Origin of the sequence: Fertoeibacter niger, assembly GCF_009380135.2 — a bacterium.
Taxonomy (GTDB): Bacteria; Pseudomonadota; Alphaproteobacteria; order Rhodobacterales; family Rhodobacteraceae; genus Fertoeibacter; species Fertoeibacter niger.
This window is the reverse complement of record NZ_WHUT02000017.1, coordinates 16,878-42,981: the sequence shown is the minus strand read 5'-3', so window position 1 is coordinate 42,981 and position 26,104 is coordinate 16,878. Positions and strand designations below refer to the sequence as shown.

The 26,104-nt window shown below is 66.1% G+C and carries 28 protein-coding genes, 1 tRNA gene and 1 other annotated feature; of the genes, 19 read left to right on the top strand and 10 right to left on the bottom strand.

What is annotated here, in order from left to right; all coding sequences use genetic code 11:
* The first annotated feature begins 49 nt into the window (after positions 1 to 49).
* On the top strand, positions 50 to 943 hold the full coding sequence (locus GEU84_RS19535; protein ID WP_152828631.1) for a LysR family transcriptional regulator: 894 nt from the start codon (positions 50 to 52) through the stop codon (positions 941 to 943).
* A gap of 49 nt (positions 944 to 992) precedes the next feature.
* On the opposite strand, the gene GEU84_RS19530 is transcribed toward GEU84_RS19535, so the two are convergent.
* Positions 993 to 1,202 (bottom strand): hypothetical protein, encoded by a 210-nt coding sequence (locus GEU84_RS19530; protein WP_152828632.1) that lies wholly within the window; start codon positions 1,200 to 1,202, stop codon positions 993 to 995.
* 355 nt (positions 1,203 to 1,557) lie between these two features.
* Positions 1,558 to 1,647 (bottom strand) — tRNA-Ser (locus GEU84_RS19525).
* Positions 1,648 to 1,838: 191 nt separating this feature from the next.
* Between GEU84_RS19525 and gpJ the strand changes: the two genes are divergently transcribed.
* The 11 genes from gpJ to GEU84_RS19470 all read left to right on the top strand — a co-directional run bounded on the left by gpJ (position 1,839) and on the right by GEU84_RS19470 (position 11,066).
* Positions 1,839 to 2,750, top strand: a complete 912-nt coding sequence (gene gpJ, locus GEU84_RS19520) for a TipJ family phage tail tip protein (RefSeq protein ID WP_152828633.1) — start codon at positions 1,839 to 1,841, stop codon at positions 2,748 to 2,750.
* Positions 2,735 to 3,214 carry a hypothetical protein gene (locus tag GEU84_RS19515; RefSeq protein ID WP_152828634.1) on the top strand — a complete coding sequence of 160 codons (480 nt, stop codon included), beginning with the start codon at positions 2,735 to 2,737 and terminating at the stop codon, positions 3,212 to 3,214. The genes gpJ and GEU84_RS19515 overlap by 16 nt, the downstream gene beginning before the upstream one ends.
* Complete coding sequence (locus GEU84_RS19510; RefSeq protein WP_152828635.1) at positions 3,211 to 3,894, top strand: hypothetical protein; 684 nt, start codon at positions 3,211 to 3,213, stop codon at positions 3,892 to 3,894. The genes GEU84_RS19515 and GEU84_RS19510 overlap by 4 nt, the downstream gene beginning before the upstream one ends.
* A 356-nt stretch (positions 3,895 to 4,250) precedes the next feature.
* Positions 4,251 to 5,132, top strand: a complete 882-nt coding sequence (locus GEU84_RS19505; protein WP_152828636.1) for a DUF2059 domain-containing protein — start codon at positions 4,251 to 4,253, stop codon at positions 5,130 to 5,132.
* A gap of 230 nt (positions 5,133 to 5,362) precedes the next feature.
* Positions 5,363 to 5,815, top strand: coding sequence for a 50S ribosomal protein L21 (gene rplU / locus GEU84_RS19500; protein ID WP_152828637.1), 453 nt, complete (start codon positions 5,363 to 5,365; stop codon positions 5,813 to 5,815).
* Between the two features lie 6 nt (positions 5,816 to 5,821).
* A complete protein-coding gene (rpmA, locus tag GEU84_RS19495; protein WP_152828638.1) occupies positions 5,822 to 6,091 on the top strand; it encodes a 50S ribosomal protein L27 in 270 nt (89 codons plus the stop codon).
* Positions 6,092 to 6,343: 252 nt separating this feature from the next.
* The gene (locus GEU84_RS19490) at positions 6,344 to 6,901 is read left to right on the top strand and encodes a GNAT family N-acetyltransferase (protein WP_152828668.1); all 558 of its coding nucleotides are present in this window, start codon (positions 6,344 to 6,346) and stop codon (positions 6,899 to 6,901) included.
* Complete coding sequence (locus GEU84_RS19485; RefSeq protein ID WP_174540009.1) at positions 6,898 to 7,422, top strand: GNAT family N-acetyltransferase; 525 nt, start codon at positions 6,898 to 6,900, stop codon at positions 7,420 to 7,422. Before GEU84_RS19490 ends, GEU84_RS19485 begins: the two co-directional genes overlap by 4 nt.
* Positions 7,423 to 7,506: 84 nt before the next feature.
* Positions 7,507 to 8,532 carry a GTPase ObgE gene (gene obgE / locus GEU84_RS19480; RefSeq protein ID WP_152828639.1) on the top strand — a complete coding sequence of 342 codons (1,026 nt, stop codon included), beginning with the start codon at positions 7,507 to 7,509 and terminating at the stop codon, positions 8,530 to 8,532.
* Positions 8,520 to 9,647: a glutamate 5-kinase gene (proB, locus tag GEU84_RS19475; RefSeq protein ID WP_174540008.1), complete on the top strand. Its 1,128-nt coding sequence runs from the start codon at positions 8,520 to 8,522 to the stop codon at positions 9,645 to 9,647. The genes obgE and proB overlap by 13 nt, the downstream gene beginning before the upstream one ends.
* A 150-nt stretch (positions 9,648 to 9,797) precedes the next feature.
* Positions 9,798 to 11,066 carry a glutamate-5-semialdehyde dehydrogenase gene (locus GEU84_RS19470; protein WP_241427781.1) on the top strand — a complete coding sequence of 423 codons (1,269 nt, stop codon included), beginning with the start codon at positions 9,798 to 9,800 and terminating at the stop codon, positions 11,064 to 11,066.
* A gap of 49 nt (positions 11,067 to 11,115) precedes the next feature.
* On the opposite strand, the gene GEU84_RS19465 is transcribed toward GEU84_RS19470, so the two are convergent.
* Positions 11,116 to 11,712: a histidine phosphotransferase family protein gene (locus GEU84_RS19465; protein WP_152828640.1), complete on the bottom strand. Its 597-nt coding sequence runs from the start codon at positions 11,710 to 11,712 to the stop codon at positions 11,116 to 11,118.
* A 36-nt stretch (positions 11,713 to 11,748) separates the two neighbouring features.
* Between GEU84_RS19465 and GEU84_RS19460 the strand changes: the two genes are divergently transcribed.
* The 3 genes from GEU84_RS19460 (at position 11,749) to olsA (ending at position 13,688) form a co-directional block, all read left to right on the top strand.
* A complete protein-coding gene (locus GEU84_RS19460; RefSeq protein ID WP_152828641.1) occupies positions 11,749 to 11,934 on the top strand; it encodes a DUF3553 domain-containing protein in 186 nt (61 codons plus the stop codon).
* Between the two features lie 150 nt (positions 11,935 to 12,084).
* A complete protein-coding gene (gene olsB / locus GEU84_RS19455; protein ID WP_152828642.1) occupies positions 12,085 to 12,867 on the top strand; it encodes an L-ornithine N(alpha)-acyltransferase in 783 nt (260 codons plus the stop codon).
* Positions 12,864 to 13,688 carry a lyso-ornithine lipid O-acyltransferase gene (olsA, locus tag GEU84_RS19450; protein WP_152828643.1) on the top strand — a complete coding sequence of 275 codons (825 nt, stop codon included), beginning with the start codon at positions 12,864 to 12,866 and terminating at the stop codon, positions 13,686 to 13,688. The genes olsB and olsA overlap by 4 nt, the downstream gene beginning before the upstream one ends.
* Positions 13,689 to 13,690: 2 nt before the next feature.
* On the opposite strand, the gene GEU84_RS19445 is transcribed toward olsA, so the two are convergent.
* Positions 13,691 to 14,311 (bottom strand): thiamine phosphate synthase, encoded by a 621-nt coding sequence (locus tag GEU84_RS19445; protein WP_152828644.1) that lies wholly within the window; start codon positions 14,309 to 14,311, stop codon positions 13,691 to 13,693.
* Between the two features lie 126 nt (positions 14,312 to 14,437).
* Between GEU84_RS19445 and GEU84_RS19440 the strand changes: the two genes are divergently transcribed.
* Positions 14,438 to 15,196 (top strand): RNA methyltransferase, encoded by a 759-nt coding sequence (locus GEU84_RS19440; RefSeq protein WP_152828645.1) that lies wholly within the window; start codon positions 14,438 to 14,440, stop codon positions 15,194 to 15,196.
* A gap of 155 nt (positions 15,197 to 15,351) precedes the next feature.
* On the opposite strand, the gene GEU84_RS19435 is transcribed toward GEU84_RS19440, so the two are convergent.
* On the bottom strand, positions 15,352 to 16,830 hold the full coding sequence (locus GEU84_RS19435) for a SulP family inorganic anion transporter (protein ID WP_152828646.1): 1,479 nt from the start codon (positions 16,828 to 16,830) through the stop codon (positions 15,352 to 15,354).
* 45 nt (positions 16,831 to 16,875) lie between these two features.
* Positions 16,876 to 16,931 (bottom strand) — a sequence feature (sul1 is cis-regulatory element that is thought to sense ions involved in sulfur or methionine metabolism; They are found in Alphaproteobacteria).
* A 197-nt stretch (positions 16,932 to 17,128) separates the two neighbouring features.
* On the opposite strand from GEU84_RS19435, the gene ctaA reads away from it, so the two are divergent.
* Together ctaA and GEU84_RS19425 are read left to right on the top strand one after the other, a co-directional pair.
* Positions 17,129 to 18,295 carry a heme A synthase gene (gene ctaA, locus GEU84_RS19430; RefSeq protein ID WP_152828647.1) on the top strand — a complete coding sequence of 389 codons (1,167 nt, stop codon included), beginning with the start codon at positions 17,129 to 17,131 and terminating at the stop codon, positions 18,293 to 18,295.
* On the top strand, positions 18,292 to 19,773 hold the full coding sequence (locus GEU84_RS19425) for a carboxypeptidase M32 (RefSeq protein ID WP_152828648.1): 1,482 nt from the start codon (positions 18,292 to 18,294) through the stop codon (positions 19,771 to 19,773). Before ctaA ends, GEU84_RS19425 begins: the two co-directional genes overlap by 4 nt.
* Positions 19,774 to 19,791: 18 nt before the next feature.
* On the opposite strand, the gene GEU84_RS19420 is transcribed toward GEU84_RS19425, so the two are convergent.
* The 4 genes from GEU84_RS19420 to GEU84_RS19405 all read right to left on the bottom strand — a co-directional run bounded on the left by GEU84_RS19420 (position 19,792) and on the right by GEU84_RS19405 (position 24,038).
* Positions 19,792 to 20,274, bottom strand: a complete 483-nt coding sequence (locus GEU84_RS19420; protein ID WP_152828649.1) for a CAP domain-containing protein — start codon at positions 20,272 to 20,274, stop codon at positions 19,792 to 19,794.
* A 134-nt stretch (positions 20,275 to 20,408) separates the two neighbouring features.
* Complete coding sequence (locus tag GEU84_RS19415; RefSeq protein ID WP_152828650.1) at positions 20,409 to 21,098, bottom strand: ATP-binding cassette domain-containing protein; 690 nt, start codon at positions 21,096 to 21,098, stop codon at positions 20,409 to 20,411.
* The gene (locus tag GEU84_RS19410; RefSeq protein WP_152828651.1) at positions 21,095 to 22,798 is read right to left on the bottom strand and encodes an ABC transporter permease; all 1,704 of its coding nucleotides are present in this window, start codon (positions 22,796 to 22,798) and stop codon (positions 21,095 to 21,097) included. Before GEU84_RS19410 ends, GEU84_RS19415 begins: the two co-directional genes overlap by 4 nt.
* 19 nt (positions 22,799 to 22,817) lie before the next feature.
* Positions 22,818 to 24,038, bottom strand: coding sequence for an ABC transporter substrate-binding protein (locus GEU84_RS19405; RefSeq protein WP_152828652.1), 1,221 nt, complete (start codon positions 24,036 to 24,038; stop codon positions 22,818 to 22,820).
* Positions 24,039 to 24,242: 204 nt separating this feature from the next.
* Here GEU84_RS19405 and GEU84_RS19400 point away from each other — a divergent pair, with 204 nt between their 5' ends.
* On the top strand, positions 24,243 to 24,851 hold the full coding sequence (locus GEU84_RS19400) for a CDP-alcohol phosphatidyltransferase family protein (RefSeq protein WP_152828653.1): 609 nt from the start codon (positions 24,243 to 24,245) through the stop codon (positions 24,849 to 24,851).
* Between the two features lie 6 nt (positions 24,852 to 24,857).
* Here GEU84_RS19400 and GEU84_RS19395 read toward each other — a convergent pair whose 3' ends face one another.
* Positions 24,858 to 26,048, bottom strand: coding sequence for an FAD-binding domain-containing protein (locus GEU84_RS19395; RefSeq protein WP_152828654.1), 1,191 nt, complete (start codon positions 26,046 to 26,048; stop codon positions 24,858 to 24,860).
* Positions 26,049 to 26,104 lie beyond the last annotated feature (56 nt).

The following is a 26,104-nucleotide window of genomic DNA, read 5'->3' as shown; positions in this document are numbered from 1 at the left end:
TTGCATTCATCGACCATCACCATAAGTCTGACCCAGACGGAGGGGCCAGATGGCACGCGAACAGTTCAACGACCTGTTGTGGTTCCTCGCCGTGGCCGAGGAACGCAGCTTTACCCGCGCGGCCGCCCGCCTTGGCATCTCGCAATCCACCCTCAGCCATACGATCAAACGGCTGGAGACGCGGATGGGCGTGCTGCTCCTGAACCGCACCACCCGCAACGTCGCGCCGACCGAGGCAGGCGAGCGGCTGCACGCGTCGCTGTCGCCGCGCATCGCCGAGATCGAATCCGAAATGGCAGCGATCATGTCCTATCGCGACCGGCCTGCAGGGCGGGTGCGTATCACGCTCTCGGACCATGCGCTGCGGACCATCGTCTGGCCGAAGCTGCGCGAGGTCCTGAGCGGCTATCCCGAGATCCGGGTCGAATTCAGCGTGGACAGTGCCTTTCGCAATATCGTCGACAGCGGATTTGACGCAGGCATCCGGCTGGGCGAAAGCGTCGAGCATGACATGATCGCCGTGCGCATAGGCCCGGACTGGCGACTGGTGGCGGTGGCGTCGCCTGCGTATCTGGCAGCGCGCGGCACGCCGCTGCACCCGAAAGACCTGACCACGCACACCTGCATCAACATCCGGCAGATCGCGGCGGGCGGCCTCTATGCCTGGGAGTTCGAGAAGGGTGACGAAGTGCTGCGGGTGCGTGTCGAGGGTCAGCTGACCTTCAACGGATCCTACGAGATGATCGATGCCGCGATGCGCGGTTATGGCATCGCCTATGTGCCCGAAGATATCGTAGCGGCGCAGGTCGCGTCAGGCGCGCTTGTGGTGGTGCTGGACAACTGGTCACAGCCCTTTGCGGGCTACTTCATCTACTACCCAAGCCGACGCCAGAACCTGCCCGCATTCCGGGTGATCGTCGACGCCTTGCGTCATCGGGGGTGAGATCTTGCGCTGCTTGGGGCGATACCAGCCAACAATTGAGCCGTCGGTTCTAACCTTTGCGAAGCCTCGCCGCGTAAAAGGTCGCCTCGTTCCGTGCCCAGGCATCGTTGACGAGATCCTGCCACTGGATGACCTCGATGGAGCCGTTGACGTCACCCTGAAGGGGCATAAAATGACCCTGACCGTTAGCAGACTTCGCCCAGGTCGACACCCTGAGCGCCAGCGGTGTCCCGATCACGCCGTGATGGTGTAATTCCACGGGAGCAGACCGTCTATCTGGCTTTGCTTAAAAGAGTGGGTGATTTCCCGCCCGTGATGGGCAGAAGGGAGCGACTTGCGCTGCGTGGTGCATGAATGACCGCTATCCCAAGTTCGCTGCGGGCGCCAAGCTTCGTCGCCGTCAGGCGGCTTGCCGCCCTTCACGTCGGTCGTGCCTGCCTTTGCTAAACGCCCGACACCACAGCACAGTCGATTGGCTTTTGACTATCTTACTCCAGTCAAGCGAATGAAGCATCCAGTCGTATAAAAGCGCATTCAAGCGCAAACAAGTTGGCGGGTTGGTAGGCGGGTAGCGCCACTAAAATCAAAATTTCATCAATTATTTCAATAGTGTATGGCGGAGAGACAGGGATTCGAACCCTGGGTCGGCTCACACCGACAACGGTTTTCGAGACCGCCGCATTCGACCACTCTGCCACCTCTCCGCGTCAGGGATCGTCGTGGCGGCTCATCTATCCTGCGACGTTGTGGCTTGCAACCCCGATTTGCTGCTTTCCCTTGATCTTGGAATGGCTTCCTGGCGCAACATTCAGAACGCGATGACGGCGGGGTCGACCTGTCGGATTTCCGCATCGGCGAAACGTCCATCGGCGACTATGACGAGGTGGAGATCGAGGTGAGGAGCGGGGTGGCGGGCGATCTGCCCGTCAGCCTTTATCCGCGTCAGGTGGCCGAAGAGAACATCGGCGTCGAGCTGACCCGCCCGCTGCCGCGTGATGACCTGGGCGAGGTCATCGAGGGCGATCCGTCCATCGAGACGCCCGTGGTGCGGTCGACCGGCGCGGATGCGGCGGGCGCATCGGTGCTGCTGGCCTTCCCGGGCGGGCTGATCAAATTCACCGGCAAGGGCAAGAAGCGAGCGCGTACGGTTTCCGTGCTCATCGAGCACCGCCGCATCGACGCCGTGCTCTGGACGGCGGTCGAGACACTCGAGATCACCGCAAAGAAGGCCGAGGGGTTGTACCGGCAGCACACATGGGAGTTTCCGACCCGGGGGCGCTGTCAGGTGCGCCTGACGATGCTGACGGATGAGACCGAGAATTCCCAGATCCAGCAGCGCTGCAACTGGGCCGCGATCCAGACCCTGCGCCCCGAATACCCGCTGAACATCGCCCGACCGCTGGCGCTGGTCGCGCTCAGGATCAAGGCCACGCACCAGATCAACGGGCAGCTCGACAGTTTCAACGCCATTGCCAGCCGGGTCTGCCCGGACTGGGATCATCTGACCGAGACCTGGATTACCCGTGCCACGTCGAACCCGGCCTCGCTCTACCGCTTCGTGCTGCAGTCTGCTGCGAATGTCCGCCCGGTTGAGGACAGCGGCATTGACCTCGACCAACTGGCTGACTGGCATGATTTTTGCCGGGTGCAGGATCTGGCCTATGACCGGGTGCTGGACAGCAGCGACAGCACCCTACGCACGCGCTGGCCGAGATCGCCGCCGCCGGGCGGGCCTCGCCCCGCCATGACGGGCTGCGCTGGGGCGTCACCATCGACCGCCCGCAGGATCTGGTGGTCGATCACCTGACACCGCGCAACAGCCGGGATTTCCAGTCGCGCCGCAATTGCATCGACCCGCCGCATGCGTTCCGCGTGAAGTTCAAGGATGCGACCAACGAGTGGAAGGACGCCGAGCGGCTGATCCGCTGGCCGGGCCATACCGGCGAGATCACCATCACCGAGGCGCTGGAACTGCCCGGCAAGACCCGCCCGGACGAGATCTGGCGCGAGGCGCGGCGGCGCATGTATGAGGCGATCTACCGCCCCGACCTGCACGAGGTGATGCAGGACGGCCCGGTGCGCGTGGCAACCCTGTCGCAAGCCCCGGCAGCCGGGGCGGTACTGGAATATGCCTATACCGGCGAGCTGGAGGCCACCGACTACAGCAGTGCCTGGGGCAACATCGCCGACAACTGCACCCTACCGTCCCAGATCATGCCGGGGCGGCAGCACATCAACTACTTGCACAGCTTCCGAAAGGTGATCGCATGACCATCGACGTCGAGGGCCTGACCCTCTCGCATTATCTCCGCAGCGGCAACGCGCTGTCATCGGCCCCGTATCAGACCCTGATCGGCGACGATCCGGTCTGGACGGGGTTCTTCACCGCCCATCCAGACCGGCTGACGGTGGCTGCGGGCGGCGATTACAGCGGCCTCGCCTCGGCCTGGGCCAGCCGCAAGACGGGATCGGCGCTGGCGCTGACCCAGGCCGTCTCGACCGCGCGCCCGTCCTATCTGGCGGCGGGCGGGCCGCTGGGGCGGGGCTGCCTGCGCTTCCTGAACGCGGGGACCGACAGCCTCGTCGCGGATGTGACCCCCGTGGTCAGCGGCAACATCGCCATCGCCGCCGCCCTGCGCACGGACGGGCAGGCCTCGGGCAGTATGTATTTCGCCTCCTCCGGCACCACGGGCAACCGCTTCATCCTGCAGCTGGGCTCGCAGGGCGGGCAGCCGAACCATCTGATCGCCCGCGCCGGGGCCAGCGGCAGCGAGGCGCTGGTGGCAATGCCCTGCCCGCTGGGCGAGTGGTTCCTGGCCCTCATGGTCTGGAACCCGGCCACCAAATCCGTCAGCCTGTCCTTGAATGGCGGCGATTTCGTCTCGGCCAGCAACCCGGCCGCCGTGGTCGACGTGGCCACGATGATGATCGGCGGTGGCGGTTCCACCTAAAATTTCGACATGTCTGACCTTGCCTATGGCACCGCAGACCTGACCGCCCCCGCCAACGAGGCCGCCATGGACCGGGTCTACAGCTATTGCCGCGACATGCTGGGGATGGATCTCTGATCGCTTCGGTTCAATGCCGCCCGTCAGGAACTCCGGGCCCCGCGTCGTCGCTGGTCATTCCTGACGCAGACGAAAAATTTTCGTCCAGAAGGTAAACGGCATCGTCCAGAAGCTAACGCGCCGCAACAGGTTTGTGCCGTCTTCACAGCTCTGTGGTCGGCTGGCGGGTTGGCAAGCGGGGGGCGAGAGGTTAGCTGTAGGCTCACCGGCAACATTGGCCCCCTGCGAAAGACCGCGTCATGATCCTGCGTCCGCTTGCCCTTGCGCTTGCCCTTTGCCTTCCCGCATTTCCGCTGGCTGCACAGACGCCGCCCAACACCGCGGCTCCTGACACCGGGGCAAATGTGCTGGCCGATCCGGCCACGCAGATCTTGGCCCTGACCGAGGCGCTGATGATCGGTCCGGTGATAGACGTGATGCGCGCCGAAGGGCTTGACTACGGCAGTTCGCTGGAGGGCGAGCTGTTTGGCGGAAGCGGCGGTGCGCGCTGGCAGGCCGTTGTGGGCATGATCTATGACACCGCCACCATGCGCGAGCGCTTCGATGCCGTTTTCGCCGCCGAACTGGCCACGGACCCGGAACTGGAGGCGATGCTGAGTTTCTTCGGCAGCGCGCAGGGCCAGCGCATCCTGACGCTGGAGCTGGAGGCGCGGCGCGCGCTGATGGACGAGGCGGCGGAAGAGGCGGCGAAGGTGGCGGTCGAGGATATGATCGCTGACGCCGATCCGCGCATGGAGGTGCTGCGCCGCTTTGCCGAGGCCAATGACCTGATCGAATCCAACGTGGCAGGGGCGCTGAATTCCAACCTCGCGTTTTTCAAGGGCATGTCCGAGGGCGGGGCCTTTGGCGATGCGATGACCGAAGAGCAGATGCTGGCCGATGTCTGGGGGCAAGAGCCCGAGATCAGGACCGAGACGACAGACTGGTTGTTCCCCTATCTGGCGCTGGCCTATGGCCCGCTGCCGGACGAGGATATGCAGGCCTATCTGGCCTTTTCCGAAACCCCTGCGGGCCAGAGGCTGAACGCTGCGGTCTTTGCCGCCTTTGACAAGGTGTTCACCGCGATTTCCTATGATCTGGGGCGTGCGGCGGCCCGGCAGATGCAGGGTGAGGATATCTGACCACAGGCCGCCAAACGCGGGGCGTTCAGGCAAAAACATGCCTCACAACGCCTGCGCCGGTGCTTGACTCTGGCCAATCGATACCCGATAAGCCCCCATCTCGGTCAATCGCAGGGTTGGCCGTGTTTTTCATTGATGACGCCCCAAGGGGCGCGCAGTCCGAAGGCAAAGCCCGAACGCCGGTTAAACCCCGGGGCCGAGGGACGCGGAACCGAAAGAAGGAAAGACCCATGTTCGCGGTCCTGAAAACAGGCGGCAAGCAATACAAGGTGCAGGCAGGCGACATTCTGCGTGTCGAGAAACTGGCCTGTGAAGCTGGCGACAAGATCCAGTTCAACGATATCCTGATGGTTGGCGGCGATGCCGTGACCGTTGGCGTTCCCTTTGTGGCCGGTGCTGCGGTGCAGGCCGAAGTCATCGCCCAGATCAAGGGCGAGAAGGTGATTCACTATGTGAAACGCCGCCGGAAACATTCGTCGCAGCGCACCAAGGGCCACCGCCAGCACCTGACGCTGCTGCGCGTGACCGACGTTCTGGCCTCGGGCGCCGAAGCCTCGGGCGTGGCAGCAGCCACCGGCACCGCCGATGCGCGCCGCGCCGCCCACAATGCCGAGGCCGCTCCGGCGGTTGAAGCCCCCGCGAAACCGAAGCGCGCTGCCAAAGCCGCTGCTGCACAGGAGTAACACCCCATGGCACACAAGAAAGCAGGCGGTTCTTCCCGCAACGGCCGCGACTCGGCCGGTCGTCGCCTTGGCGTGAAACTCTATGGTGGCCAGGTTGCCATTCCGGGCAACATCATCGTGCGCCAGCGTGGCACCACCTGGTTCCCGGGGCAGGGCGTGGGCATGGGCACCGACCACACGATCTTTGCCGTGGTCGAGGGCAAGGTGGCCTTCAAGAAAGGCCTGAAGGGCCGCACCTTCATTTCCGTGCTCCCAGTGGCCGAAGCGGCAGAATAAGCCGAACCTTTACAGTTCAGATGTAAAGGGGACCGGCTGCAAGGCCGGTCCTTTTTGGTTTTCGGCGGGGCCTTGTTCTGGTGGCGCGGCAAAGCCACCGGCTTGTGGCGCAGGGGGCGGCACCCCATTTCAGCGTCGTCCGTCTGAGAGAGAGGGGCGGCCCTGCGGGCAGGGCCGGGCGGGCGAAAAGGGTGGCGATGCGGGCGGTTCCCGCCCCGTTGCCCGAGAGGAGGACGGAGTGAGCGCGACATGATGCAATACCGGGGCCATCCCCCCACACAGGCCGCCACCGGCAACCAGATTGCCGCCGGCCGTTTCATCCTGCGCCCGGTGCGCAAGTCTGATGCGGGGCTTTTCGCCATGTATGCGGGCGACCGCCGGGTGGCCACGGGCACGCGGTCGATCCCCCATCCGTTGCCGCCCGGCGCGGCCGAGGCGTTCGTGACCCGCACGATGGTCCAGGGCGGGGCCGAGGATGTCTGGGTGATGGATGGTTCGGCCACGGGTCTGGGCGAGGTGCTGGGCGTCATATCACTGAAAAAGATGGACAGGGCGCAGTCGGAAATCGGCTATTGGGTGGCGCCCGCCTTCTGGAACGCCGGATTTGCGTCCGAGGCGGTGCGCGCTCTGATCGAGGCCAATCCGCAGGGTGCCAGTGCAATCTTTGCCGAGGTGTTTCAGGACAACCCCGGTTCCGCCCGCGTGCTGACCAATTGCGGTTTTGAATATCTGGGCGATGCGGAAACCTTCTCGGTCGCGCGCAACTCCCGCGTGCCGACCTGGACCTACATGCGAAAGCTGGCCGCATGACCCTGACCCTGCGCGACGCCACGCCCGACGATGCGGCAGCCATCGCGGCCATCTACAATGACGCGGTGCTGCATGGCACCGCGATCTGGAATGATGTGACCGTGGATGAGGCCAACCGCATCGCATGGATGGCGGCACGGGCCGCGCAGGGTTATCCGGTGATTGTGGCAGAACGCGGCGGCGCGGTTGTGGGCTATGCCAGTTTCGGCGACTGGCGGGCCTTTGACGGATTTCGCGGCACGGTGGAACATTCGGTCTATGTGGCGGATGGCGCGCGCGGCGGGGGGATCGGGCGGGTGCTGCTGGCTGCACTGACTGATCGGGCGCGCGGCTGCGGCAAGCATGTGATGGTGGCGGCCATCGAGGCGGGCAATGCGCCCTCGATCGCGCTGCACCGCTCGCTGGGCTTTGTGGAAACCGGCGTGCTGCGGCAGGTGGGGCAGAAGTTTGGCCGCTGGCTGGATCTGGCCTTTCTGACGCTGCAACTCGACGACCGGCCGCACCCCGGTCGCATGCCATGACGCCGAAAACCCCAAGCAATGCTTGAACCCGGGCGCGTCCGGGTCTATCGCCACTGATCACATGAACCCGGAAAGCCTGACACCATGAAATTCCTCGACCTCTGCAAAGTCTACATCCGCTCGGGCGGTGGGGGGGCGGGCTGCGTGTCGTTCCGGCGCGAAAAATTCGTGGAATTCGGCGGGCCCGATGGCGGCGACGGCGGCAATGGCGGCAACGTCTATGCCGAGGCGGTGGACGGGCTGAACACGCTGATCGACTTTCGCTATCAGCAGCATTTCTTTGCCAAATCCGGCCAACAGGGCATGGGCAGCCAGCGCACCGGCAAGACCGCCGATGACGTGATCTTGAAAGTGCCGGTGGGCACCGAGGTGTTGGACGAGGACGAGGAAACCATCATCGCCGACCTGACCACCGTGGGCCAGCGTGTGCTGCTGGCGCGCGGCGGCAATGGCGGCTGGGGCAACCTTGCGTTCAAATCCGCCACCAACCGCGCCCCGGCGCGCGCCAACCCGGGGCAGGAGGGGGTGGAGCGCACGATCTGGCTGCGGCTGAAGCTGATTGCGGATGCTGGCCTTTTGGGCCTGCCCAATGCCGGGAAATCCACCTTTCTGGCCGCCACGTCGAACGCGCGGCCCAAGATCGCCGATTACCCCTTTACCACTCTGGTGCCCAACCTTGGGGTTGTGGGCATCGACGGCAAGGAAATCGTGATGGCCGACATTCCGGGCCTGATCGAGGGCGCGCATGAGGGCCGGGGTCTGGGCGTGCAGTTTCTGGCGCATGTGGAACGCTGCTCGGTGCTGCTTCATCTGGTGGATGGCACGTCCAGCACCATCACCAAGGATTACCGCACCATCATCACCGAACTGGAGGCCTATGCCGAGGATCTGTCAACCAAGCCCCGCATCACCGCGCTGAACAAGATCGACGCGCTGGACAGCAAGACCCTGTCCACCCGCAAACGCGCGCTGGAAAAGGCCACCGGCGGGCCGGTCTATCTGATTTCCGGCGTGGCGGGCACCGGGTTGCAGGATGTGCTGCGCGCGGTCTATGCCGAGATCACGGGGGCAAAGCCCGTGGTGACGGAGGATGCCCCGTGGCAACCCTGACGGCGCTGACCGCGCCCGACATCCGGCAGGCCAAGCGGCTGGTGGTCAAGATCGGCTCGGCCCTGCTGGTGGACCGCGCCTCGGGGCTGAAGCGCGGCTGGCTGGAGGCTTTGGCCTGCGACGTTGCCGAGGCCAAGGCGCGCGGCACCGATGTGATCCTTGTGTCGTCAGGCTCCATCGCTTTGGGGCGGCTGGTTTTGGGCCTGCCGTTTGCCGCGCTGCCGCTGGAGCAGAGCCAGGCGGCGGCGGCGGTGGGCCAGATCCGGCTGGCGCAGGCCTATGAAGAGGTGCTGGCCCCGCATGGCATCACCACCGGGCAGGTTCTTGTGACGCTGGAGGATACCGAGGACCGGCGGCGTTACCTGAACTCCCGCGCGACACTGGAAACCCTGCTGGGCTTTGGCGTGGTGCCGATTGTCAACGAAAACGACACAGTGGCCACGGATGAGATCCGTTTTGGCGACAATGACCGGCTGGCGGCGCAGATTGCGGTGACGGTGGGGGCGGATCAGCTGATCCTTTTGTCGGATGTGGACGGGTTCTATTCCGCCAACCCCAAGGAAGACCCTTCGGCGCAACGCTTTGATCTGGTGCAACAGATCACACCCGCGATCGAGGCGATGGCGGGCGACCCGATTTCCGGCCTGTCGAAAGGCGGGATGAAGACGAAGCTGATGGCGGCCAAGACCGCCGTGGCGGGCGGCTGTGCCATGGCGATCATGGAAGGGTCTGTGCTGCGGCCCTTGCAAGCATTGGCCGAAGGTGCGGCGCGCACATGGTTCGTCGCACAGGGCGACCCGCAGGCGGCGCGCAAGCGCTGGATCAACGCGATGAAGCCGCGCGGCGAATTGCGTCTGGATGCGGGGGCGGTGGCGGCGCTGCGGGCGGGCAAATCCTTGCTGCCGGCGGGGGTGGTGGCGGTCAGCGGCAGTTTTGGGCGCGGCGATCCGGTGGCAATACTGGGGCCTGAGGGAGAGGCGCTGGGCAAGGGGCTGGTGCGTTATACGCTGGCCGAGGCGCGGGCGATTGCCGGGCACCGGTCAGGCGATATCGAGCGGATCCTGGGCTATGCGGGCCGCGCGGCGCTGGTGCACCGCGACGACATGGTGTTGTGAGGCGGCCAAAATCCTTGAAAGGATTTTGCGAAAAAGTTTTCAGGAAAACTTTTGGCGCGGTAGGCCAAGGGTGTGCGGGTGGAACGGTCGGGGGCCTCCGGCGGGGATATTTGGGCCAGTAAGAAACGGGTCAGCGGGAAGGAACAGGCGATGGATGACGGCATGGTTTCGGTAGCGGTCCAGATGCAGGACATCGGGCGGCGGGCGCGGGCGGCGGCGGCGGAACTGGCCTTTGCATCGGCCGAGCGCAAGCATGCGGCGCTGATCGGGGCGGCCGAGGCGGTCTGGGCGCAGCGGCAGGCGATCATCGATGCCAATTGCGAAGATCAGGTTTATGCCGAGGCCAAGGGCCTTTCGCCCGCGATGATGGACCGTCTGCGGCTGGACGAAGGCCGGGTGCGGGCCATGGTGGATGGTTTGCGCGCGGTGGCCGAGCAGCGCGACCCGGTGGGCGAGGTGATGGCCGAATGGGACATGCCCACGGGCCTGCATATCCGCCGGGTGCGCACGCCTTTGGGTGTGGTGGGGGTGATCTATGAATCGCGCCCCAATGTGACCGCCGATGCCGGGGCCCTGTGCCTGAAGTCCGGCAATGCGGTGATCCTGCGCGGCGGATCGGAAAGTTTCCATTCGTCGCAGGCCATCCATGCCTGTCTGGTGCAGGGGTTGCGGCAGGCGGGTTTGCCCGAGGATGCGATCCAGTTGGTGCCGACGCGCGACCGAGAGGCGGTGTCGGCGATGCTGGGCATGGTGGAATACATTGACGTGATCGTGCCGCGCGGCGGCAAGGGGCTGGTGGGCCTGGTGCAGCGCGAAGCGCGGGTGCCGGTCTTTGCGCATCTGGAGGGCATCTGCCACGTCTATGCCGATGGGGCGGCCGATCTGGAAAAGGCGCGGCGCGTGGTGCTGAACGCCAAGACCCGGCGCACCGGCATCTGCGGGTCGGCAGAATGCCTGCTGATCGACTGGAAATTCTATACCAAGCACGGCGCGGTGTTGATCGAGGATCTGCTGGCGGCCGGTGTCGAGGTGCGCACGGAAGGCGAACTGCTGAAAGTGCCGGGCACTGTGCAGGCCGCGCCCGATGACTTCGGGCGCGAGTTTCTGGACATGATCATCGCAGCAAAGCTGGTGGATGGCGTGGACGAGGCGATTGCCCATATCCGCCGCCATGGCAGCCAGCACACCGAGGCTGTGTTGACCGAGGATCAGGCGGTGGCTGACCGGTTCTTCCAGCGGCTAGACTCGGCGATACTGTTGCACAATGCCTCGACCCAGTTTGCCGATGGCGGCGAGTTCGGCATGGGGGCCGAGATCGGCATCGCCACGGGCAAGATGCATGCCCGTGGGCCCGTGGGGGCGGAACAGTTGACCAGTTTCAAATATCTGGTGACGGGCGACGGCACCATCCGCGGCTGAACCGGCCGCGGCCAGACGCTGCGGCGGCTGGTCAGGCGGCGCATGAGGGTCAAAAGCTGAGGCGGACTTCGGTGTCGCGCAGTTCGGCTGCCATGCTGCGGTTTTGCTGGCCGAGTTCGGCCGCCAGAAGTGCGAAATGCACTTGGGCCGCCGTCAGGTCAGGGGCCTCTGCGGCGTCGGTCAGCACGGCCCACAGGCCGGGCAGGGCCTTGAGCCTTGTGGCATGCGCTGTCAGCACCCAGCGTGGCTCGGCCCGTTCGACTGTGATCCGCCCGCCATAGGCCAGCGCGGATTCAAGGCATTGGATGGCCAGAAACGCCAGTTTCACCTCGGGCCGGGGCAGGTCGGCAGGGCCTTGCCAGTCGATCACCAGCCGCGTGCCGCGCGTCAGGTCTGACAGGATGGCCTGCACCTCTGGTCGACCCAGCCGCTGCTCGCCCGTGGCAGATCCAAAGGCCACGCGGAAAAACCGGATGCGGGCATTCGCGTGCAGGACGCTTTCGGAAATGAGCGTGATCTCGGGGCCTTTCATCGCACCGTCCATCATCATCAGCTCTACACCGTTGCCGATGGCTCCGATCGGGCTGATAAGATCATGGCAGATGCGCGAGCCAATCAGGGCCGGCAGATCGGGGGTATTGGTCATGAAGGCGCTCCACAGGGCAGGGAAAAGGTGAACTGAATGAACGCATTACTGGAACCGGGCATGGTCGTCCGCCACCCCGACCAACCGGACTGGGGGCTTGGACAAGTGCAATCGAACATCGGCGGGCGGATCACCGTGAATTTCGAACACAGGGGAAAGGTTGTGATCGACGGGCGGTGGATCGGACTGGTGCAGGTGTTCGACAGCTCAGGCAGGATATGACCTGGCGCAACAATAGTTCAACCCGAGATTGCCCATATGTCGGATGACATATCGGCCCGTGGCGTGGCGGCTATCAGCCGAACAGGTTGCATTCGCGCAGGGCGCATCCTAAGACACGGCCACGCTCCGCAGCGGGGCGGGGGAGTGCTGATGCAGCCGGATGATCCGCATTTCGAACTGCGCCTTGCGCGAGACGACCGCGACCTGATGGCGGCACAGCGGCTGCGCTATCAGGTTTTTGTCACAGAGCTGGGTGGCGACGGCGAACTGGTTGATCACGACCGGAGGCTGGAGCGTGACGCTTTCGACCCGCATTTCGACCATCTTCTGCTGGTTGACCGGCGGCGCGACGCAGCCGCGCTGGATGATGTGGTGGGTGTTTACCGTCTGCTGCCGGGCGACAGGCTGGCGCAGGCGGGGCGGTTCTATTCCGACGGCGAATATGATCTGGCGCCGCTGGTGGCATCGGGGCGGCGCCTGCTGGAACTGGGGCGGTCCTGCGTGCATGCCGATTACCGGGGCGGCACGGCAATGTATCTGCTGTGGAACGGGCTGGCGGAATATGTGCTGGAGCGTGAGATCGAGGTGCTGTTCGGGGTGGCCAGTTTTCACGGCACCGATACGGCGGCTCTGGCACAGCCCTTGGCCTATCTGCATCACAAGCATCTGGCACCTGCGGCGCTGCGGGTCAGGGCGCGGCCCGGGGCCTATCAGGCGATGGATCTGATCCCCGAGGATCAGCTGGACCGCAAGGCGGCGATGCTGGGCACGCCCGCGCTGATCAAGGCCTATCTGCGGCTGGGCGGTTTCGTGGGCGAGGGCGCCTGGGTGGACCGCGCCTTCAACACAACCGATGTCTGCCTGCTGATGGATACGGGCCGCATGTCGGAAAAGCACCGCGATTTCTATACCCGCAAACAGGACCGTGCATGAGCGAGTGGCTGCAACGGCCTGCCCCTTATCCGCCGCTGAGCCCAAGCGGCTGGTTGCGGCTGGTGTGGCGGGGCGGTGTGCTGGGCGGGCTGACCTATGGCGGGCTGCTGCTGCTGCTGTTGGTGCGTCTGGTGGAGCGCCCGCTGTGCGGCCTGGAACGGCCAGTGTCGCCTTTCATCACCCAGTTTGTCTGCCGGTCTGCGTTTCGTATCCTGGGCATTCCTTTGGTCCGGCGCGGTGCGCCCATGCGCCAGCCGGGGGCCGTGGTGGCCAACCATGCGTCATGGCTGGATATTTTTGCGCTGAACGCCTGCCAGCGCGTCTATTTCGTGTCGAAATCCGAAGTGGCGGGCTGGCCCGGCATCGGTTGGCTGGCGCGGGCCACCGGCACGGTGTTCATCCGCCGCTCGGGGGCCGAGGCCAAGGTGCAGCAGGCGCTGTTTGAACAGCGGCTGCGCGCCAACCACCGGCTGTTGTTCTTCCCCGAGGGCACAAGCACCGACAGCATCCGCATTCTGCCTTTCAAATCAACGCTGTTCGCGGCCTTCTTCAGTGCCGGGCTAAGGGACGCGCTGCATGTGCAGCCGGTCAGCGTGGTCTATCATGCCCCGCCCGGGCAGGATGCGCGGTTCTACGGCTGGTGGGGCGACATGGATTTTGGCCCGCATCTGAAACAGGTGCTGGCGGCGCGGCAGCAAGGGCGGGTGGAGGTGATCTTTCACACCCCCCTACCGGTGGCCGATTTTGCCGACCGCAAGGCGCTGGCCGCGGCCTGCGAGGCGGCTGTGCGCAGCGGGCATCCGGCGGGTTCGGCGGGCTGAGATCAGCCCAGCGGGGCCAGCAGGCCGCGCAAGGCCGCCAGCGCATCATCCTCGCGCCAGATCTCGTCGCCTATGCCAAAGAAATCGGTCATCGGACCAAGCTTCGCCACCAGTTCCGCCGTCAGCGCGCCTTCGGCCACCACCGGCACCTCGATCATTTCCGACCACCATTCGAACAGGTCTTCCCCGGCCTGCGCGCCGTCGCCCAGCGGCGTGGTGCCCACCGGGCCAAAGGCCACGTAATCGGCCCCGGCCTCGGCCGCGTTGATGCCATCGTGGCGCGTGACACCGCAGAAGGCCCCGATGATGGCGTCATTGCCCATATCCTTGCGCAGCTTGCGGATCTGGCGCGCGCCGTCGGTCAGATGCACGCCGTCCAGCCCCAGCCGTTCGGCCAAGAGCACATGGTTCTCGATCACCAGCGCCACATCACGGGCATGCGCCACCTCGCGGATGGCATCGGCGGCGCGCGACAGCAGGTCTTCGTCGCGGGTGGCCAGTGCCAGACGGATGCAGGCAATCTCGGCCCCGTCCAGCACGCGGGCCAGCCGTGCGGGAAACACATCCAGCGCAACATCCGGCGGGGTGATCAGGTAAATCTGCGGGCGCTCGGCATCGGCCATTTGGGTGTCCTGTCGCGGTTTTGCCCCTGTTAGCGCAGAATGCGGGGCAAGGCCATGGGGCTGCACGGGTTGCGCGGGGCACGGGGCAGGCGTATCAGGCACCACCCCCGCACCGGAGCCTGCCGCATGCCCCCCAGCCCCACCGATACCCCCGTAGCCCCCGCATTCATTCTGGTGCGCCCGCAGATGGGCGAGAACATCGGCGGTGCCGCCCGGGCCATGCTGAACTTCGGGCTGGAGCGCATGCGTGTCGTGGCTCCGCGCGACGGCTGGCCCAATTCGCGCGCCGTGGCCATGGCCTCGGGCGCGGGGCGGGTGCTGGATCACGCGGGGCTGTTCCTGGATGTGCGCGCGGCGATTGCCGATTGCGACTATGTCTTTGCCACCACCGCGCGGGGGCGCGAGCTGACGAAACCCATCGTCACCCCGGAACGCGCGATGGATATGGCGCGCGCGCTGACCGCCGAGGGCAAGCGGGTGGCGGTGCTTTTCGGCCCCGAACGCGCGGGGCTGGAGAATGAAGATGTGGTGCTGGCCAATGCCATCGTCACCGTGCCGGTGAACCCCGATTTCCCCTCGCTGAACCTTGCGCAATGCGTGCTTCTGCTGGGCTATGAGTGGCGACGGCAGACGGTGGCAGTGCCGCCCGAGGTAATGGAACTGGCCCGCACCGAATTTGCCACCCGGGTGGAAGTGGAGCGTCTGGGCGACCATTACGAGGAACGGCTGGAGGCGGCGGGGTTTTTCTACCCCGAGGCCAAGGTGCCCGGCATGAAGGCCAGCCTGCGCAACATGTGGGGCCGCCTGAACCTGACCCGGGCCGAGGTGCAGACCTTCCACGGCATGCTGCGCCAGATCGCATGGAAGCTGAAGCAGGGGGAGTAAGGCAGCCGCAGCCGTTCTGGTGCTGAAAGGACGGCGGAAGCCCTTTACCCGATGCTAGGGTTTCAGCTTTTCCCCTTGCGCAGTCTGTTCCGCCGACTGCGCTAAGGGCCTTGTGATACTGCCAGCCGAAAGGCTGTGACGCAACAGCGGCGCGATCAGTGGGCCGAGACGTTTGCCCCCGGCCTGTCCTGCACGCTCAGCTTGTCCACCAGCGTCTGTGTGGCCGCGTTCATGCCGGTGACATTCACCACGATGCCGCTGCGGCGCAGGCGCAGAACGGTCTGGTCCAGCGCCGCAACCGAGGAAATGTCCCAGATATGGGCATCGGTCAGGTCGATCTCGACCCGGGTCGGGCGCTCGTGAAAGTCAAAGGCCCGCATGAAGGTTTCGGCCGAGGCAAAGAACATCTGCCCCTCCAGCCGGTAGGTGCGGGTCTGGCCGTCCTCGGACAGCAGCGAGGTGACGCGGAACAGATGCGCGATTTTCCAGGCAAAGAAGAGGCCAGACAGCAGCACTCCCGCCAGCACGCCAAGGGCAAGGTTGTGCGTCCAGACCACGATCACCACCGTGGCCAGCATCACCACCGACGAGCTGGCAGGGTGGCTGCGCAGATTGCCGACCGAGGCCCAGCTGAAGGTGCCGACCGACACCATGATCATGATGGCCACCAGCGCCGCCATCGGGATCATCGCCACCCAGTCGCCCAGAAACACGCAGAAGATCAGCAGCATCACCCCGGCAAAGGCGCAAGACAGCCGCGTGCGCCCGCCCGATTTCACGTTGATGATGGATTGCCCGATCATGGCACAGCCCGCCATGCCGCCGATAAATCCGGTGACGGTGTTGGCGATGCCTTGCCCCACGCATTCGCGGTTCTTGTCGGATGTGGTTTCGGTCATGTCGTCGATGATATTCTGCGTCATCAGCGATTCCAGCAGCCCCACGGCCGCCACGGCAAAGGAGTAGGGCAGGATGATCTGCAACGTTTCCAGCGTCAGCGGCACATCGGGCAGCAGGAACACCGGCAGCGTATCGGGCAGTTGGCCCATGTCGCCCACGGTCCGCAGATCCAGCCCCAGCGCCAGTGTGATCGTGGTCAGCACGATGATGCAGACCAGTGGCGAGGGGATGGCGGTGGTAAGCCGTGGAAACAGATAGATGATGGCCAGCCCGCCTGCCACCATCACATAGGCCAGCGCGGGCACGCCGACCAGTTCGGGCAGTTGCGCCAGAAAGATCAGGATCGCCAGCGCGTTGACAAAGCCGGTCATGACCGACCGCGAGACAAAGCGCATAACCTGCCCCAGTTGCAGCAGGCCCGCCGCAATCTGGATCAGCCCGGCCAGCACCGTGGCCGCAAGCAGGTATTGCAGGCCGTGGTCGCGCACCAGCGTGACCATCAGCACAGCGGTGGCGGCCGTTGCCGCCGAAATCATTGCGGGCCGCCCGCCAGTGATCGCCGTCAGCACCGCGATGGAGAACGAGGCGTAAAGCCCCACCTTGGGGTCAACACCCGCGATGATGGAAAAGGCGATGGCCTCGGGGATCAGCGCCAGCGCCACGACAAGGCCCGACAAAAGGTCGCCACGGATGTTGCCCGTCCATTGACGGGCATAGGTGTTCAGAAGGATCATGCGGGTTTCGGTGTGCCGCCCGGTGCCTTGGCTTGGGGGCGGGTCGGTGGTCCGGCGGATCGGCGGCCGGAAGGGCCACCCGGAATTGCACCGGGTCCAGTCTGCTGGCGCGGTTTTACGGGCAGGGTGGCCGGGTGAAAAGCGGTTTCTGGCCCTTTTGCGCGGTTTTCGCGTCTTTGCTGCAGAAAGCGGCAAGGCGCGGGGCAACCGCACTGGCTTGCGGCTTTGCGACACGGTGGCCGCCCCTTGAACCCCCCTTAGCCGCGGCCTAGTCTCGCTCCGCAACCCGGAGGCTTTCATGGCAGGCAAGCGCAGCATTTTCGAAGAGGTCGGTGCGGGGGGCAAGGCCCCGGTGCCGCAGGCGGGCGTCATCGACCGGGGAACCGGCGGCGCGCGCGGGGCGTTACGGCTGTGGCTGGTGGTGCTCTTCTTGCTGGTGGCGGCGATGATCGCTGTAGGCGGGTTGACGCGGCTGACGGATTCCGGCCTGTCGATCACCGAATGGCGGCCCGTGACGGGGGCGCTGCCGCCGCTGGATGAGGCCACCTGGGCCGCCGAGTTTGAAAAATACCGCGCCATCCCGGAATACCAGTTGCAGAACAAGGGCATGTCACTGGCCGAGTTCAAAGTGATCTACTGGTGGGAATGGGGCCACCGGCAATTGGGCCGGGTGGTGGGGCTGGTCTGGGCCGTGGGGTTTTTCGGCTTTCTGGCGGCGCGGAAAATTCCTGCGGGCTGGACGCCGCGGCTGTTGCTGCTGGGTGCCCTTGGCGGCGCGCAGGGCGCGATCGGCTGGTGGATGGTGTCATCGGGGCTGGGCGGCGACCGGGTGGATGTGGCGTCCTACCGTCTGGCCACGCATCTGGGGCTGGCCTTTGTGATCCTTGGGTTCATCGCGTGGTATGTATTCCTGCTGGGGCGCACGGAAACCGCGCTTTTGCAGGCCCGGCGGGTGCGCGAGGCCAAGCTGTTCGGCATGACCACCGGCCTGTTGCATTTCACCTTCCTGCAAATCCTGCTGGGGGCGCTGGTGGCGGGCATCGACGCGGGCCGGGGTTTTCCCACATGGCCCTTGATGAACGGCCAGTTCTTTCCCGCCGATGCGTTCTATGTGCCGGACGGGCAGGGCGGCAGTCTGCCGCTGTGGCATGCCTTCTTTGAAAATGCGGGGCTGGTGCAGTTCATGCACCGCATGTCGGGCTATCTGCTGTTCGCCTTTGGCGTGGTGGTCTGGCTGCGCGGCCGCAGGTCGGCACATGGCACGACGCGCGCGGCCTACAATGCCGTGATGGCAATGATGCTGGCCCAGATGGCGCTGGGCGTGGCCACCGTGCTGACGGCGGCGCATCTGCACACGGCGCTGACGCACCAGATCGGTGCGGTGATCCTGTGGGTGTTGATCCTGCGGGCGCGGCATCTGGCGCAATACCCCATGGTGGGCTCGATCCGAAAGGGAACCCAATGACCAACAACACCGCCTATGCCGAACTGATGGAGTTTCAGCGCCAGACCGAGGCTTTGGCGCAGGTCGCGGGCCGTCTGGGCTGGGATCAGGAAACCGTGATGCCGCGCGGCGCGGCGCAGCAACGGTCCGAGGAAATGGGCGCGCTGGAGGGCGTGCTGCATGCCCGACGCACCGACCCTCGGCTGGCCGACTGGCTGGCGGCGGCGGAACCGGCGGATGACAAGGCGGCGGCGCAGCTGCGCCACATCCGGCGCAACCATGCCCGCACGACGAAAATTCCCGGCGCCTTGGCGCAGGAACTGGCGCGCGTGACCTCGATCGCGCAGGGCATCTGGGCCGAGGCGCGGGCGAATGACGATGTGGCGGCGTTTCTGCCCACGCTGGCGCAGGTGATAGCACTCAGGCGGCAAGAGGCGGAGTGTCTGGCCGAAGGCGGCGATCTTTATGATGCGCTGATCGACGATTACGAACCGGGTGCCACGGCGGAAAGCCTTGGCGCGATGTTCGACCGGATGCGCCCGCGTCTGGTGGCGCTGCGCAGCGCGGTGCTGGGGGCGGAGTATCAGCCAAAACCGCTGGAGGGGCATTTCGGCCAGGATGCGCAGATGCGCATGGCGCGCGATCTGGCCACCGCCTTTGGCTATGACTGGCAGCGCGGGCGGCTGGATCTGGCGGTGCATCCGTTCTCGTCGGGGTCGGGGTCGGATGCGCGGATCACCACGCGGGTGGTGGAAACCGATCCGTTCAACTGCTTTTATTCGACGATCCATGAGGTCGGGCATGCCTGCTATGAACTGGGCATCGACCCCGATTACGCGCTGACGCCGCTGGGGCAGGGCGTCTCGATGGGTGTGCATGAAAGCCAGAGCCGGATTTATGAAAACCAATTGGGGCGCAGCCGCGCCTTCACCGGCTGGATGTATGGCCAGATGCGCGAACGTTTTGGCGATTTCGGCATTGCCGGGGCCGAGGCCTTCTATGGCACGGTGAACCGGGTGCAGTCAGGCTTCATCCGCACGGAAGCCGACGAGGTGCATTACAACCTGCATGTGATGATGCGCTTTGATCTGGAACGTGCGCTGATCCGGGGCGATCTGGTGGTGGAGGATCTGGAGGCCGCGTGGAACGACCGCTTCAAGGCCGATTTCGGCATTGCCGTGCCGCGCCCGGCGCTGGGGATGTTGCAGGATGTGCATTGGTCGGTGGGGCTGTTCGGCTATTTCCCCACCTATTCGCTGGGCAATGTCTATGCGGGCTGTCTGCACCGCGCGCTGCGCGCGGCGGTGCCCGATCTGGATGCGGCGCTGGCTGCTGGCGACACGTCAGCCGCAACCGGCTGGCTGCGCGAGAACGTGCAGCGCCACGGCGGGCTTTATACCCCGCGCGAGGTGATCACGCGCGCCTGCGGGGCCGAACCCGGCGAAGGGCCGTTGCTGGACTATCTGGAGGCGAAGTTCCGGGGCATCTACCGGTTGTGATGCCCCGCTGATGGGCGCCTATTTCGAGGCGCCCATCACGATGATCCAGTGGTTTCGGCTTTCCGGGGCGTCGCTGAGCGCCAGACCCACGCCGATCTCGCGCGTTTTGCGCAGCAGGATGTTGGTGCGGTGCTTGCCGGAATTCATCCACCAATCCACCGCATTCTGCGGCTGGGCAAAGCCGCGCCCGGTGTTTTCGGTTGCAATGCGGTAGCGGTAGCCTGCGCGTTTCAGCCGCGTGGCCAGTTCCGACCCATCTGCCCCGGTGTGCGAAATGGACCGGCGGGCCGCATTGTCGCAGGCCTGCTGCTGGGCGGCCCTGTCCAGCTTGGGCGACGAACTCAGCGCAGGCAGTCCCTGTGCGCGGCGTTCGGCATTCACCGCCTGGATCATCGCGGCGCGGGCGGCGGATGCGCCCGCGGGCATGATGCAGGCCTGTGCCACCAGGGGCAGCGCCAGAAAGGCCGTCACGGCCAGCGGGATCAGTCGGAAAAATGGCATGTCTGGTCCTTTCTCTTGTGGCATCTGCGGTGTCATGCTGGGGTGATGCCAGACGGACCGGGCTGATGCCTGTGTGACTATTGCCATCCTCTCACGGCGATTTTGCGGCGCTGTGATGCAAGGCTGACAGAAGGTCAACGGGCCAGTGTCGCGTTTCCTTCCACGCCTTGCGGTTTTTTCGGCAATTCCTTGCCCAGCGGGCTGAGAATGCGGCCCGCAGCGGCCCGGGCATCTTCGGCATCATGGGTGACAAGGATCACCGGCAGCCCCTCATCCCGGGCGCGCGTTAGCACGAAGCTGCGGATCTGGGCGCGCAGGTCGGCGTCAAGCCGGCTGAAGGGCTCATCCAGCAGCAGGGCGCGCGGCTCGGCCAAGAGGGTGCGCATAAGGGCCACACGGGCGCGCTGCCCGCCCGACAGGGTGGCGGGGTCGCGGTCGGCAAAGCCTGCCAGACCGGCCTGCACCAGCGCGGTGGCGATGCGGTCGCGCCGTGCGCGGCGGCCCCGGATGGATGCGGGCAGCGCAAAGGCCAGATTGCCGCCCACCGACAGGTGCGGAAACAGCACGTCATCCTGAAACAACAACCCGATGCGGCGGGCGCGGGTGGGGCGGTCCGTCACATCCACCCCGTCCAGCAGCACCTTGCCGGTCATGCGGAAGGCGGGGGCCAGCGTGCCGATGATCGCCGCCAGCAGGGTGGATTTGCCGGTGCCGGACGGTCCCATGATCGTCAGCACCTCACCGCGCGCGACGGTCGTGTGCAGCGCGACCCAGGTCGTGTCGCCGCTGGTGACAAGCAGATTGTCCAGAACAAGACCCGTCATGCCGCCACCGCCATGCCACGCCGGTTGCGGAACACCAGTGCGGGCAGCGCGATGGCCATGGCAAAGGCCAGCGCGGGCAACGCCATTTGCAGCAGCGCATAGGTGCCGATGATGCGGCGGTTGCCGCCCGATGACAGGGCCACGGCCTCGGTCGTCAGGGTGACGACGCGGCCGCCGCCGATCAGCAGCGTGGGCAGATACTGCCCGACCGATACCGCCACGCCCACCGCCGCAGCCGTCAGCACAGGGCGCAGCAGCATCGGCAGGCGCAGGTGCCAGAAGATGCGGAATGGCGAGGCCCCAAGCGTCGCCGCCGCTGTGGCGGTGCGGCCATCCCAGGCGCGCCAGGGCGGGGCCAGTGACAGGAACACATAGGGCAGCACAAAGACCAGATGCGCCGCGGCCACGGCAAGGGCCGTGCCTTCGGCGCCTGTCACCAGCGCCAGAAACTGCAAGCCCGGCAAAAAGGCGATCTGCGGCACGATCAGCGGCAGATACAGCAGCCAGAGCGCGCGGGTGGTCGGGCGCAGGCCATGCCGGGCCTCGGCCTCCAGACAGGCCAGCACCAGGGCGATGGCGGTGGCGGTGGCCAGCGCCGCCAACCCAAGTGTCAGGGTCGTTGCCGCTTGCAGGTCGGGGGCGGCGCGGGACCAGGTATTCAGAGTCAGGGTTTCGGGCAAGGCATCGGGAAACTGCCACAGCCCTGCCACCGACCACACGGCCAGCCCCGCCAGACCCAGCGCAACCGCCGCGACTGCAAGCGCCGCCAGCAAGCCCGCAAGGGGGCCAAGCCAGCCATCCAGCGCCAACCCGCGCCGCCCGGCCATGGCGCGGCAGATCAACAGCCTCTTGGCCAGCAGTTCCGCAGCCCTCCATGCCAGCAGCGCCCCGACGACAAGCGCCAGTTGCAGCAGGGCCGCCGCCGCTGCCATGCCGCGCTGCGCCAGTGACGGATCGGTCATCCACAAGGTAATCTGCACCGCCAGCGTGGGCGGACGGGTGGGGCCCAGGATCATCGCCATGTCCACCACCGTCATGGCATAGGCCAGCACGGCATAGACCGGCAGACGCATTTGGCGGTAAAGCGCCGGCAGCACCGTGTAGGCCCAGCCTGCCGCCGTGCCATAGCCCAGCGTCGCGGCCACCATCCGGCGTCGCGGCGCATCGGTCTGCGGCAACGCTGCCAAGGCCATCAGCAACAGAAAGGGCACCTCTTTCGCCACCAGCCCCGCGACAAGCGCAAGGCCTGCCGGGTCATTCAGCGTCAGCAGATCGGGCGGGGCATGCCACCCCGTTGCCCAGGGTGACAGTGCCCGCGCGATCCAGCCCGAAGGGGCCAGCAAGAACGCCAGCCCCAGCGCCACCGCCGCATGCGGCACCGCCAGCAAGGGTGACAGCAGCCGCAACAGAAGCGCAAACGCCCGCGTGCCCTGCAACAGCGCCAGCACCGCCAGCGTGATGGCCAATGCCAGGGCGGTCGAGGCCAGCCCGGTGGTAAGCGAGAGAACCGCCGCCGGGCGCAGGCCGGGCCAGTCGGCCAGTTGCCGGAACGCCGCAAGCCCGGGCGGGGCGTCGGGCATAGGCACAAGGCCAAAGGCCGGGGCCAGCGTGCCCGCCAGCCCGGCCAGCACCGGCCCCAGCATCAGGGCCAGCGTGATCCTGGGGGCAAGCCGCAGCCTGCCCCGCGGAAACAGTTTCATCGCCGCCCGCATGTGCGGATCATTGAGCGACCCCGTAGCGCCGTGCCCAGTCCTCGGCGATCTTCACCATCCAGCTGGCATGGGGTTCCAGCAGGGCCTTGCCCAGCTGGTCGGGTGACAGGGTGGCCACGCCCAGTTCCAGCGCATCAAACCGTGCGCGGTCAGTGTCGGGCAGGGCCGCCACATTCAGCACCGTCTGAAAGCCCAGCACGGCGGGATCCTGGGCGCGGGCCTGCACGGCGGGGTCCAGCAGCAGGTTGGCCACCACCATGGCCCCCGCCCGGTTGGCCGCGTTGAACGGTATGGCGACAAAGCTGGCGTTGCCGATCGTGCCTTCCTCCAGCACGAAGGTGCGCACGGTATCGGGCAATTCACCCGCCGCGATGACCGCCGAGGCGCGGCCGGGGTTGAAGGCAAAGGCGATCTGCACCTCGCCATCGGCCAGCAACTGCCCCAGCGCCGGTTCATTCTGCGGATAGGCCCGCCCTTCGCGCCACAGATGCGGGGTTGCGGCATCCAGCCAGGCCCAAAGGGGTGCCGTCGCCGCGTCATAGGTGGCGGGATCCAGCGGCTGTTGCAGGATCGCAGGGTTGTCCATAACGCCGTAAAGCACCTGCTTCAGAAAGGTGGTGCCCAGATAATCCGGCGGCTGCGGATAGGTGAACCGCCCGGGGTTGGCGATGATCCAGTCCAGCAGGCCCTGGGTGCTGCGGGGCGGTTCCGGCAAGATGGCGCTATCATGTTCAAAGACCAGTTGCGCCATGGCCCATGGGCTTTCCAGCCCTTCCGTCGGTTCGGTGAAGTCGTTTGCCACGGCGGGTTTGCCCGCCACATCGACAAGCGCCCAATTGGGCAGGCTTTCCGCAAAGGGTGCGCCCAGCAGGCCGTTTGCCTTCATCGCGGCAAAATTCTCGCCGTTGATCCAGATCAGATCCACCGCGCCACCTGTGTTGCGCCCAGCCTGCTGTTCGCCCTGCACGCGGGCCACCGCATCGGCGGTGGAGGCGAGTTTCACATGCTCCAGCGTCACGCCATGGCGGGCCATCGCCTCGGCCCCGACAAAGGCGATGAAATCATTGATCTTGGGGTCGCCACCCCAGGCATGCCAATAGACTGTCTGGCCTTCGGCCTGATCCAGAACCGCCTGCCAATCGGGTGCGGGTGCGGTCTGGGCGGTGGCGGGCACCGCCCCCAGCAAAAGGCCGGTGGCGGCCAGCGCCGCCAGAATGCGTTTGGTCATGCTTCATCCCCTGTTGCGGCCCGGCGGGCCGTGGTCGCATCAGACTTACGGCCCCGGCAGGGGCGGCGGCAAAAGAAAATGTCGCCTCCCACCGGAATGTGAGAAATCGGGCGGCGCCATGGCCCCACGCTTGCGTGAAACATCTGTCACGCGGTTGCGTTGCACCCCCTGCTGCGGCACCACAGCGAAAACCGGGAGGACAGAATGCTGGACGGGCAGATGCGCCGCTTGATCGACCCGCCGTTGAACCGGGTGGGGCGCTGGCTTGCGGCGCGTGGGGTGACCGCGGATGGGGTGACACTGGCGGGTCTGGCATTGGGGTTGCTGGCGGCGGGGTGTCTGGCACTTGGGCTGTCGGGATTTGTGGCGCTGGTGCCGCTGTTGGCCAGCCGCATTGCCGACGGGCTGGACGGGGCGGTGGCGCGGGCCACGCAAAAGACCGATTTCGGCGGCTATCTGGATATTGTCTGCGATTTCCTGTTTTACGGTGCGGTGCCCTTGGCCTTTGCGCTGCGCGACCCGGCCAATGCACCCGCTGCGTCCTTCCTGCTGACCTCATTCTACGTCAATGGCACCAGCTTTCTGGGCTATGCGGTGCTGGCCGAAAAGCGCGGCATGACGACCAGCAACCGGGGCGAAAAATCACTGTATTTCACGGCGGGGCTGCTGGAGGGCAGCGAGACGATTGCGTTTTTCGTGCTGCTGTGCGTTTGGCCTGCGGGTTTTGTGCCGCTGGCATGGGGGTTTGGCGCCTTGTGCTTTGTCACGGCGCTGGCCCGTGTGCTGCTGGCGCGGCGGGAATTTGCCCGCTGACGGGCGCTACAGCACCGCCTCGCGGAACCGGAAAAAGCCATGGGTGGCATGGGGCCAAAGCGCGGCATCAAACGGGCGCAGCACCTGCACCAGCGGCAGACCAAGGGCTGTGAGGGCGGGGGCCAGTGAAGTCAGCCGGTCGGCCACCGGCCCGATGGGCGCATGGGGGGTGACAACCTGCTGCGCGCCAGTCGCAAGGGCCCAAGCCGCCAGCGTGTCGGCGGAGGCTTCAGGGCCGAAGCTCTGCACCGGACCCAGCCAACCGGCATGGCGCGCTGCCACATCGGCAAGCGCGCCTGCGACAAACGCCTGTGGCAGCGGCCCCACGGCCAAGGGCGACCGCACCGCGGCGCTGTCGAGCAGGGCCGTCGCCAGCGGTGCCAGCCCCGCCTGCGCCAGATGGTCGGGGTGCAGGTCATCGTCATGCAGGATCAGCGCGGTGGGCAGGTTCGGGTTCCAAACCACCGGCTGCGGCGCGGGGCGGGGGCTGGGCAGCGGGGCCATAGGCAGCGGATCGGCATGTGTCGCCAGCCCGGTCGGGTTGAACCGCCCGCCTGTGTTGCGCGCGATGTTGTCGGGCGTGGCCAGATAGGTCTTGCCCGGCGTGTGCAGCCCGCCCACCCAGCGCCATGACAGGGTGTTCGACGCCGCATCGCCATCCAGCAGATGCCGCAGGAAGAAATCGGCCCCCAGTTCCCACGGCAGCCGCAGGGTGAATATCCAGATCGAGGCGAACCACATCCGCGCATGGTTGTGCAGATAGCCTGTGGCCAACAGTTCACGCGCCCAATGGTCAAAGCCGTCTATCCCGGTGTCGCCCCGGCAGGCCGCATGCACCGCCGCGCGCAGGCCGGATTCGGTCTGCACCCGGTTCAGCGCGGCCGCCAGCCCCGCGCGGTAGCCGCGCCAGATGCCGGGGCGCAGCTCCAGCCAGCCCTTCCAGTAGCTGCGCCAATAGACCTCGGCCAGAAACTTGTCGGCCGAAGGGCGGGCGTGCGCTGCGCCGACAGCGGCGATCACCTCGTCCTCCAGCAGCAGGCGGTGGCGGATGTAGGGCGAAAGGCCCGAAACATGCGGGTGCCCCGGCAGATCGTGGTTGCGCAGGGCAGCATAGTCGCGCCCGGCCTGCGGCACAAAGGCCGCAAGACGCGCTAGGGCGGCGCTTCGGTGTGGGGGAAAATCGTCTGACTGCGTCATGGTGGGGCAGCTAGGGCAGGCTTGCGCCGCTTCAAGCCGGGGCTGTTTTCGCCGCC

Bases quoted from the DNA above. Each gene is read 5' to 3' on its own strand.
- GEU84_RS19535 (WP_152828631.1), top strand. From the start codon at position 50: ATGGCACGCGAACAGTTCAACGACCTGTTGTGGTTCCTCGCCGTGGCC.
- GEU84_RS19510 (WP_152828635.1), top strand. From the start codon at position 3,211: ATGACCATCGACGTCGAGGGCCTGACCCTCTCGCATTATCTCCGCAGC.
- GEU84_RS19505 (WP_152828636.1), top strand. From the start codon at position 4,251: ATGATCCTGCGTCCGCTTGCCCTTGCGCTTGCCCTTTGCCTTCCCGCA.
- rplU (WP_152828637.1), top strand. From the start codon at position 5,363: ATGTTCGCGGTCCTGAAAACAGGCGGCAAGCAATACAAGGTGCAGGCA.
- rpmA (WP_152828638.1), top strand. From the start codon at position 5,822: ATGGCACACAAGAAAGCAGGCGGTTCTTCCCGCAACGGCCGCGACTCG.
- GEU84_RS19490 (WP_152828668.1), top strand. From the start codon at position 6,344: ATGCAATACCGGGGCCATCCCCCCACACAGGCCGCCACCGGCAACCAG.
- GEU84_RS19485 (WP_174540009.1), top strand. From the start codon at position 6,898: ATGACCCTGACCCTGCGCGACGCCACGCCCGACGATGCGGCAGCCATC.
- obgE (WP_152828639.1), top strand. From the start codon at position 7,507: ATGAAATTCCTCGACCTCTGCAAAGTCTACATCCGCTCGGGCGGTGGG.
- GEU84_RS19470 (WP_241427781.1), top strand. From the start codon at position 9,798: ATGGATGACGGCATGGTTTCGGTAGCGGTCCAGATGCAGGACATCGGG.
- GEU84_RS19465 (WP_152828640.1), bottom strand. From the start codon at position 11,712: ATGACCAATACCCCCGATCTGCCGGCCCTGATTGGCTCGCGCATCTGC.
- GEU84_RS19460 (WP_152828641.1), top strand. From the start codon at position 11,749: ATGAACGCATTACTGGAACCGGGCATGGTCGTCCGCCACCCCGACCAA.
- olsB (WP_152828642.1), top strand. From the start codon at position 12,085: ATGCAGCCGGATGATCCGCATTTCGAACTGCGCCTTGCGCGAGACGAC.
- olsA (WP_152828643.1), top strand. From the start codon at position 12,864: ATGAGCGAGTGGCTGCAACGGCCTGCCCCTTATCCGCCGCTGAGCCCA.
- GEU84_RS19445 (WP_152828644.1), bottom strand. From the start codon at position 14,311: ATGGCCGATGCCGAGCGCCCGCAGATTTACCTGATCACCCCGCCGGAT.
- GEU84_RS19440 (WP_152828645.1), top strand. From the start codon at position 14,438: ATGCCCCCCAGCCCCACCGATACCCCCGTAGCCCCCGCATTCATTCTG.
- GEU84_RS19435 (WP_152828646.1), bottom strand. From the start codon at position 16,830: ATGATCCTTCTGAACACCTATGCCCGTCAATGGACGGGCAACATCCGT.
- ctaA (WP_152828647.1), top strand. From the start codon at position 17,129: ATGGCAGGCAAGCGCAGCATTTTCGAAGAGGTCGGTGCGGGGGGCAAG.
- GEU84_RS19425 (WP_152828648.1), top strand. From the start codon at position 18,292: ATGACCAACAACACCGCCTATGCCGAACTGATGGAGTTTCAGCGCCAG.
- GEU84_RS19420 (WP_152828649.1), bottom strand. From the start codon at position 20,274: ATGCCATTTTTCCGACTGATCCCGCTGGCCGTGACGGCCTTTCTGGCG.
- GEU84_RS19415 (WP_152828650.1), bottom strand. From the start codon at position 21,098: ATGACGGGTCTTGTTCTGGACAATCTGCTTGTCACCAGCGGCGACACG.
- GEU84_RS19410 (WP_152828651.1), bottom strand. From the start codon at position 22,798: ATGAAACTGTTTCCGCGGGGCAGGCTGCGGCTTGCCCCCAGGATCACG.
- GEU84_RS19405 (WP_152828652.1), bottom strand. From the start codon at position 24,038: ATGACCAAACGCATTCTGGCGGCGCTGGCCGCCACCGGCCTTTTGCTG.
- GEU84_RS19400 (WP_152828653.1), top strand. From the start codon at position 24,243: ATGCTGGACGGGCAGATGCGCCGCTTGATCGACCCGCCGTTGAACCGG.
- GEU84_RS19395 (WP_152828654.1), bottom strand. From the start codon at position 26,048: ATGACGCAGTCAGACGATTTTCCCCCACACCGAAGCGCCGCCCTAGCG.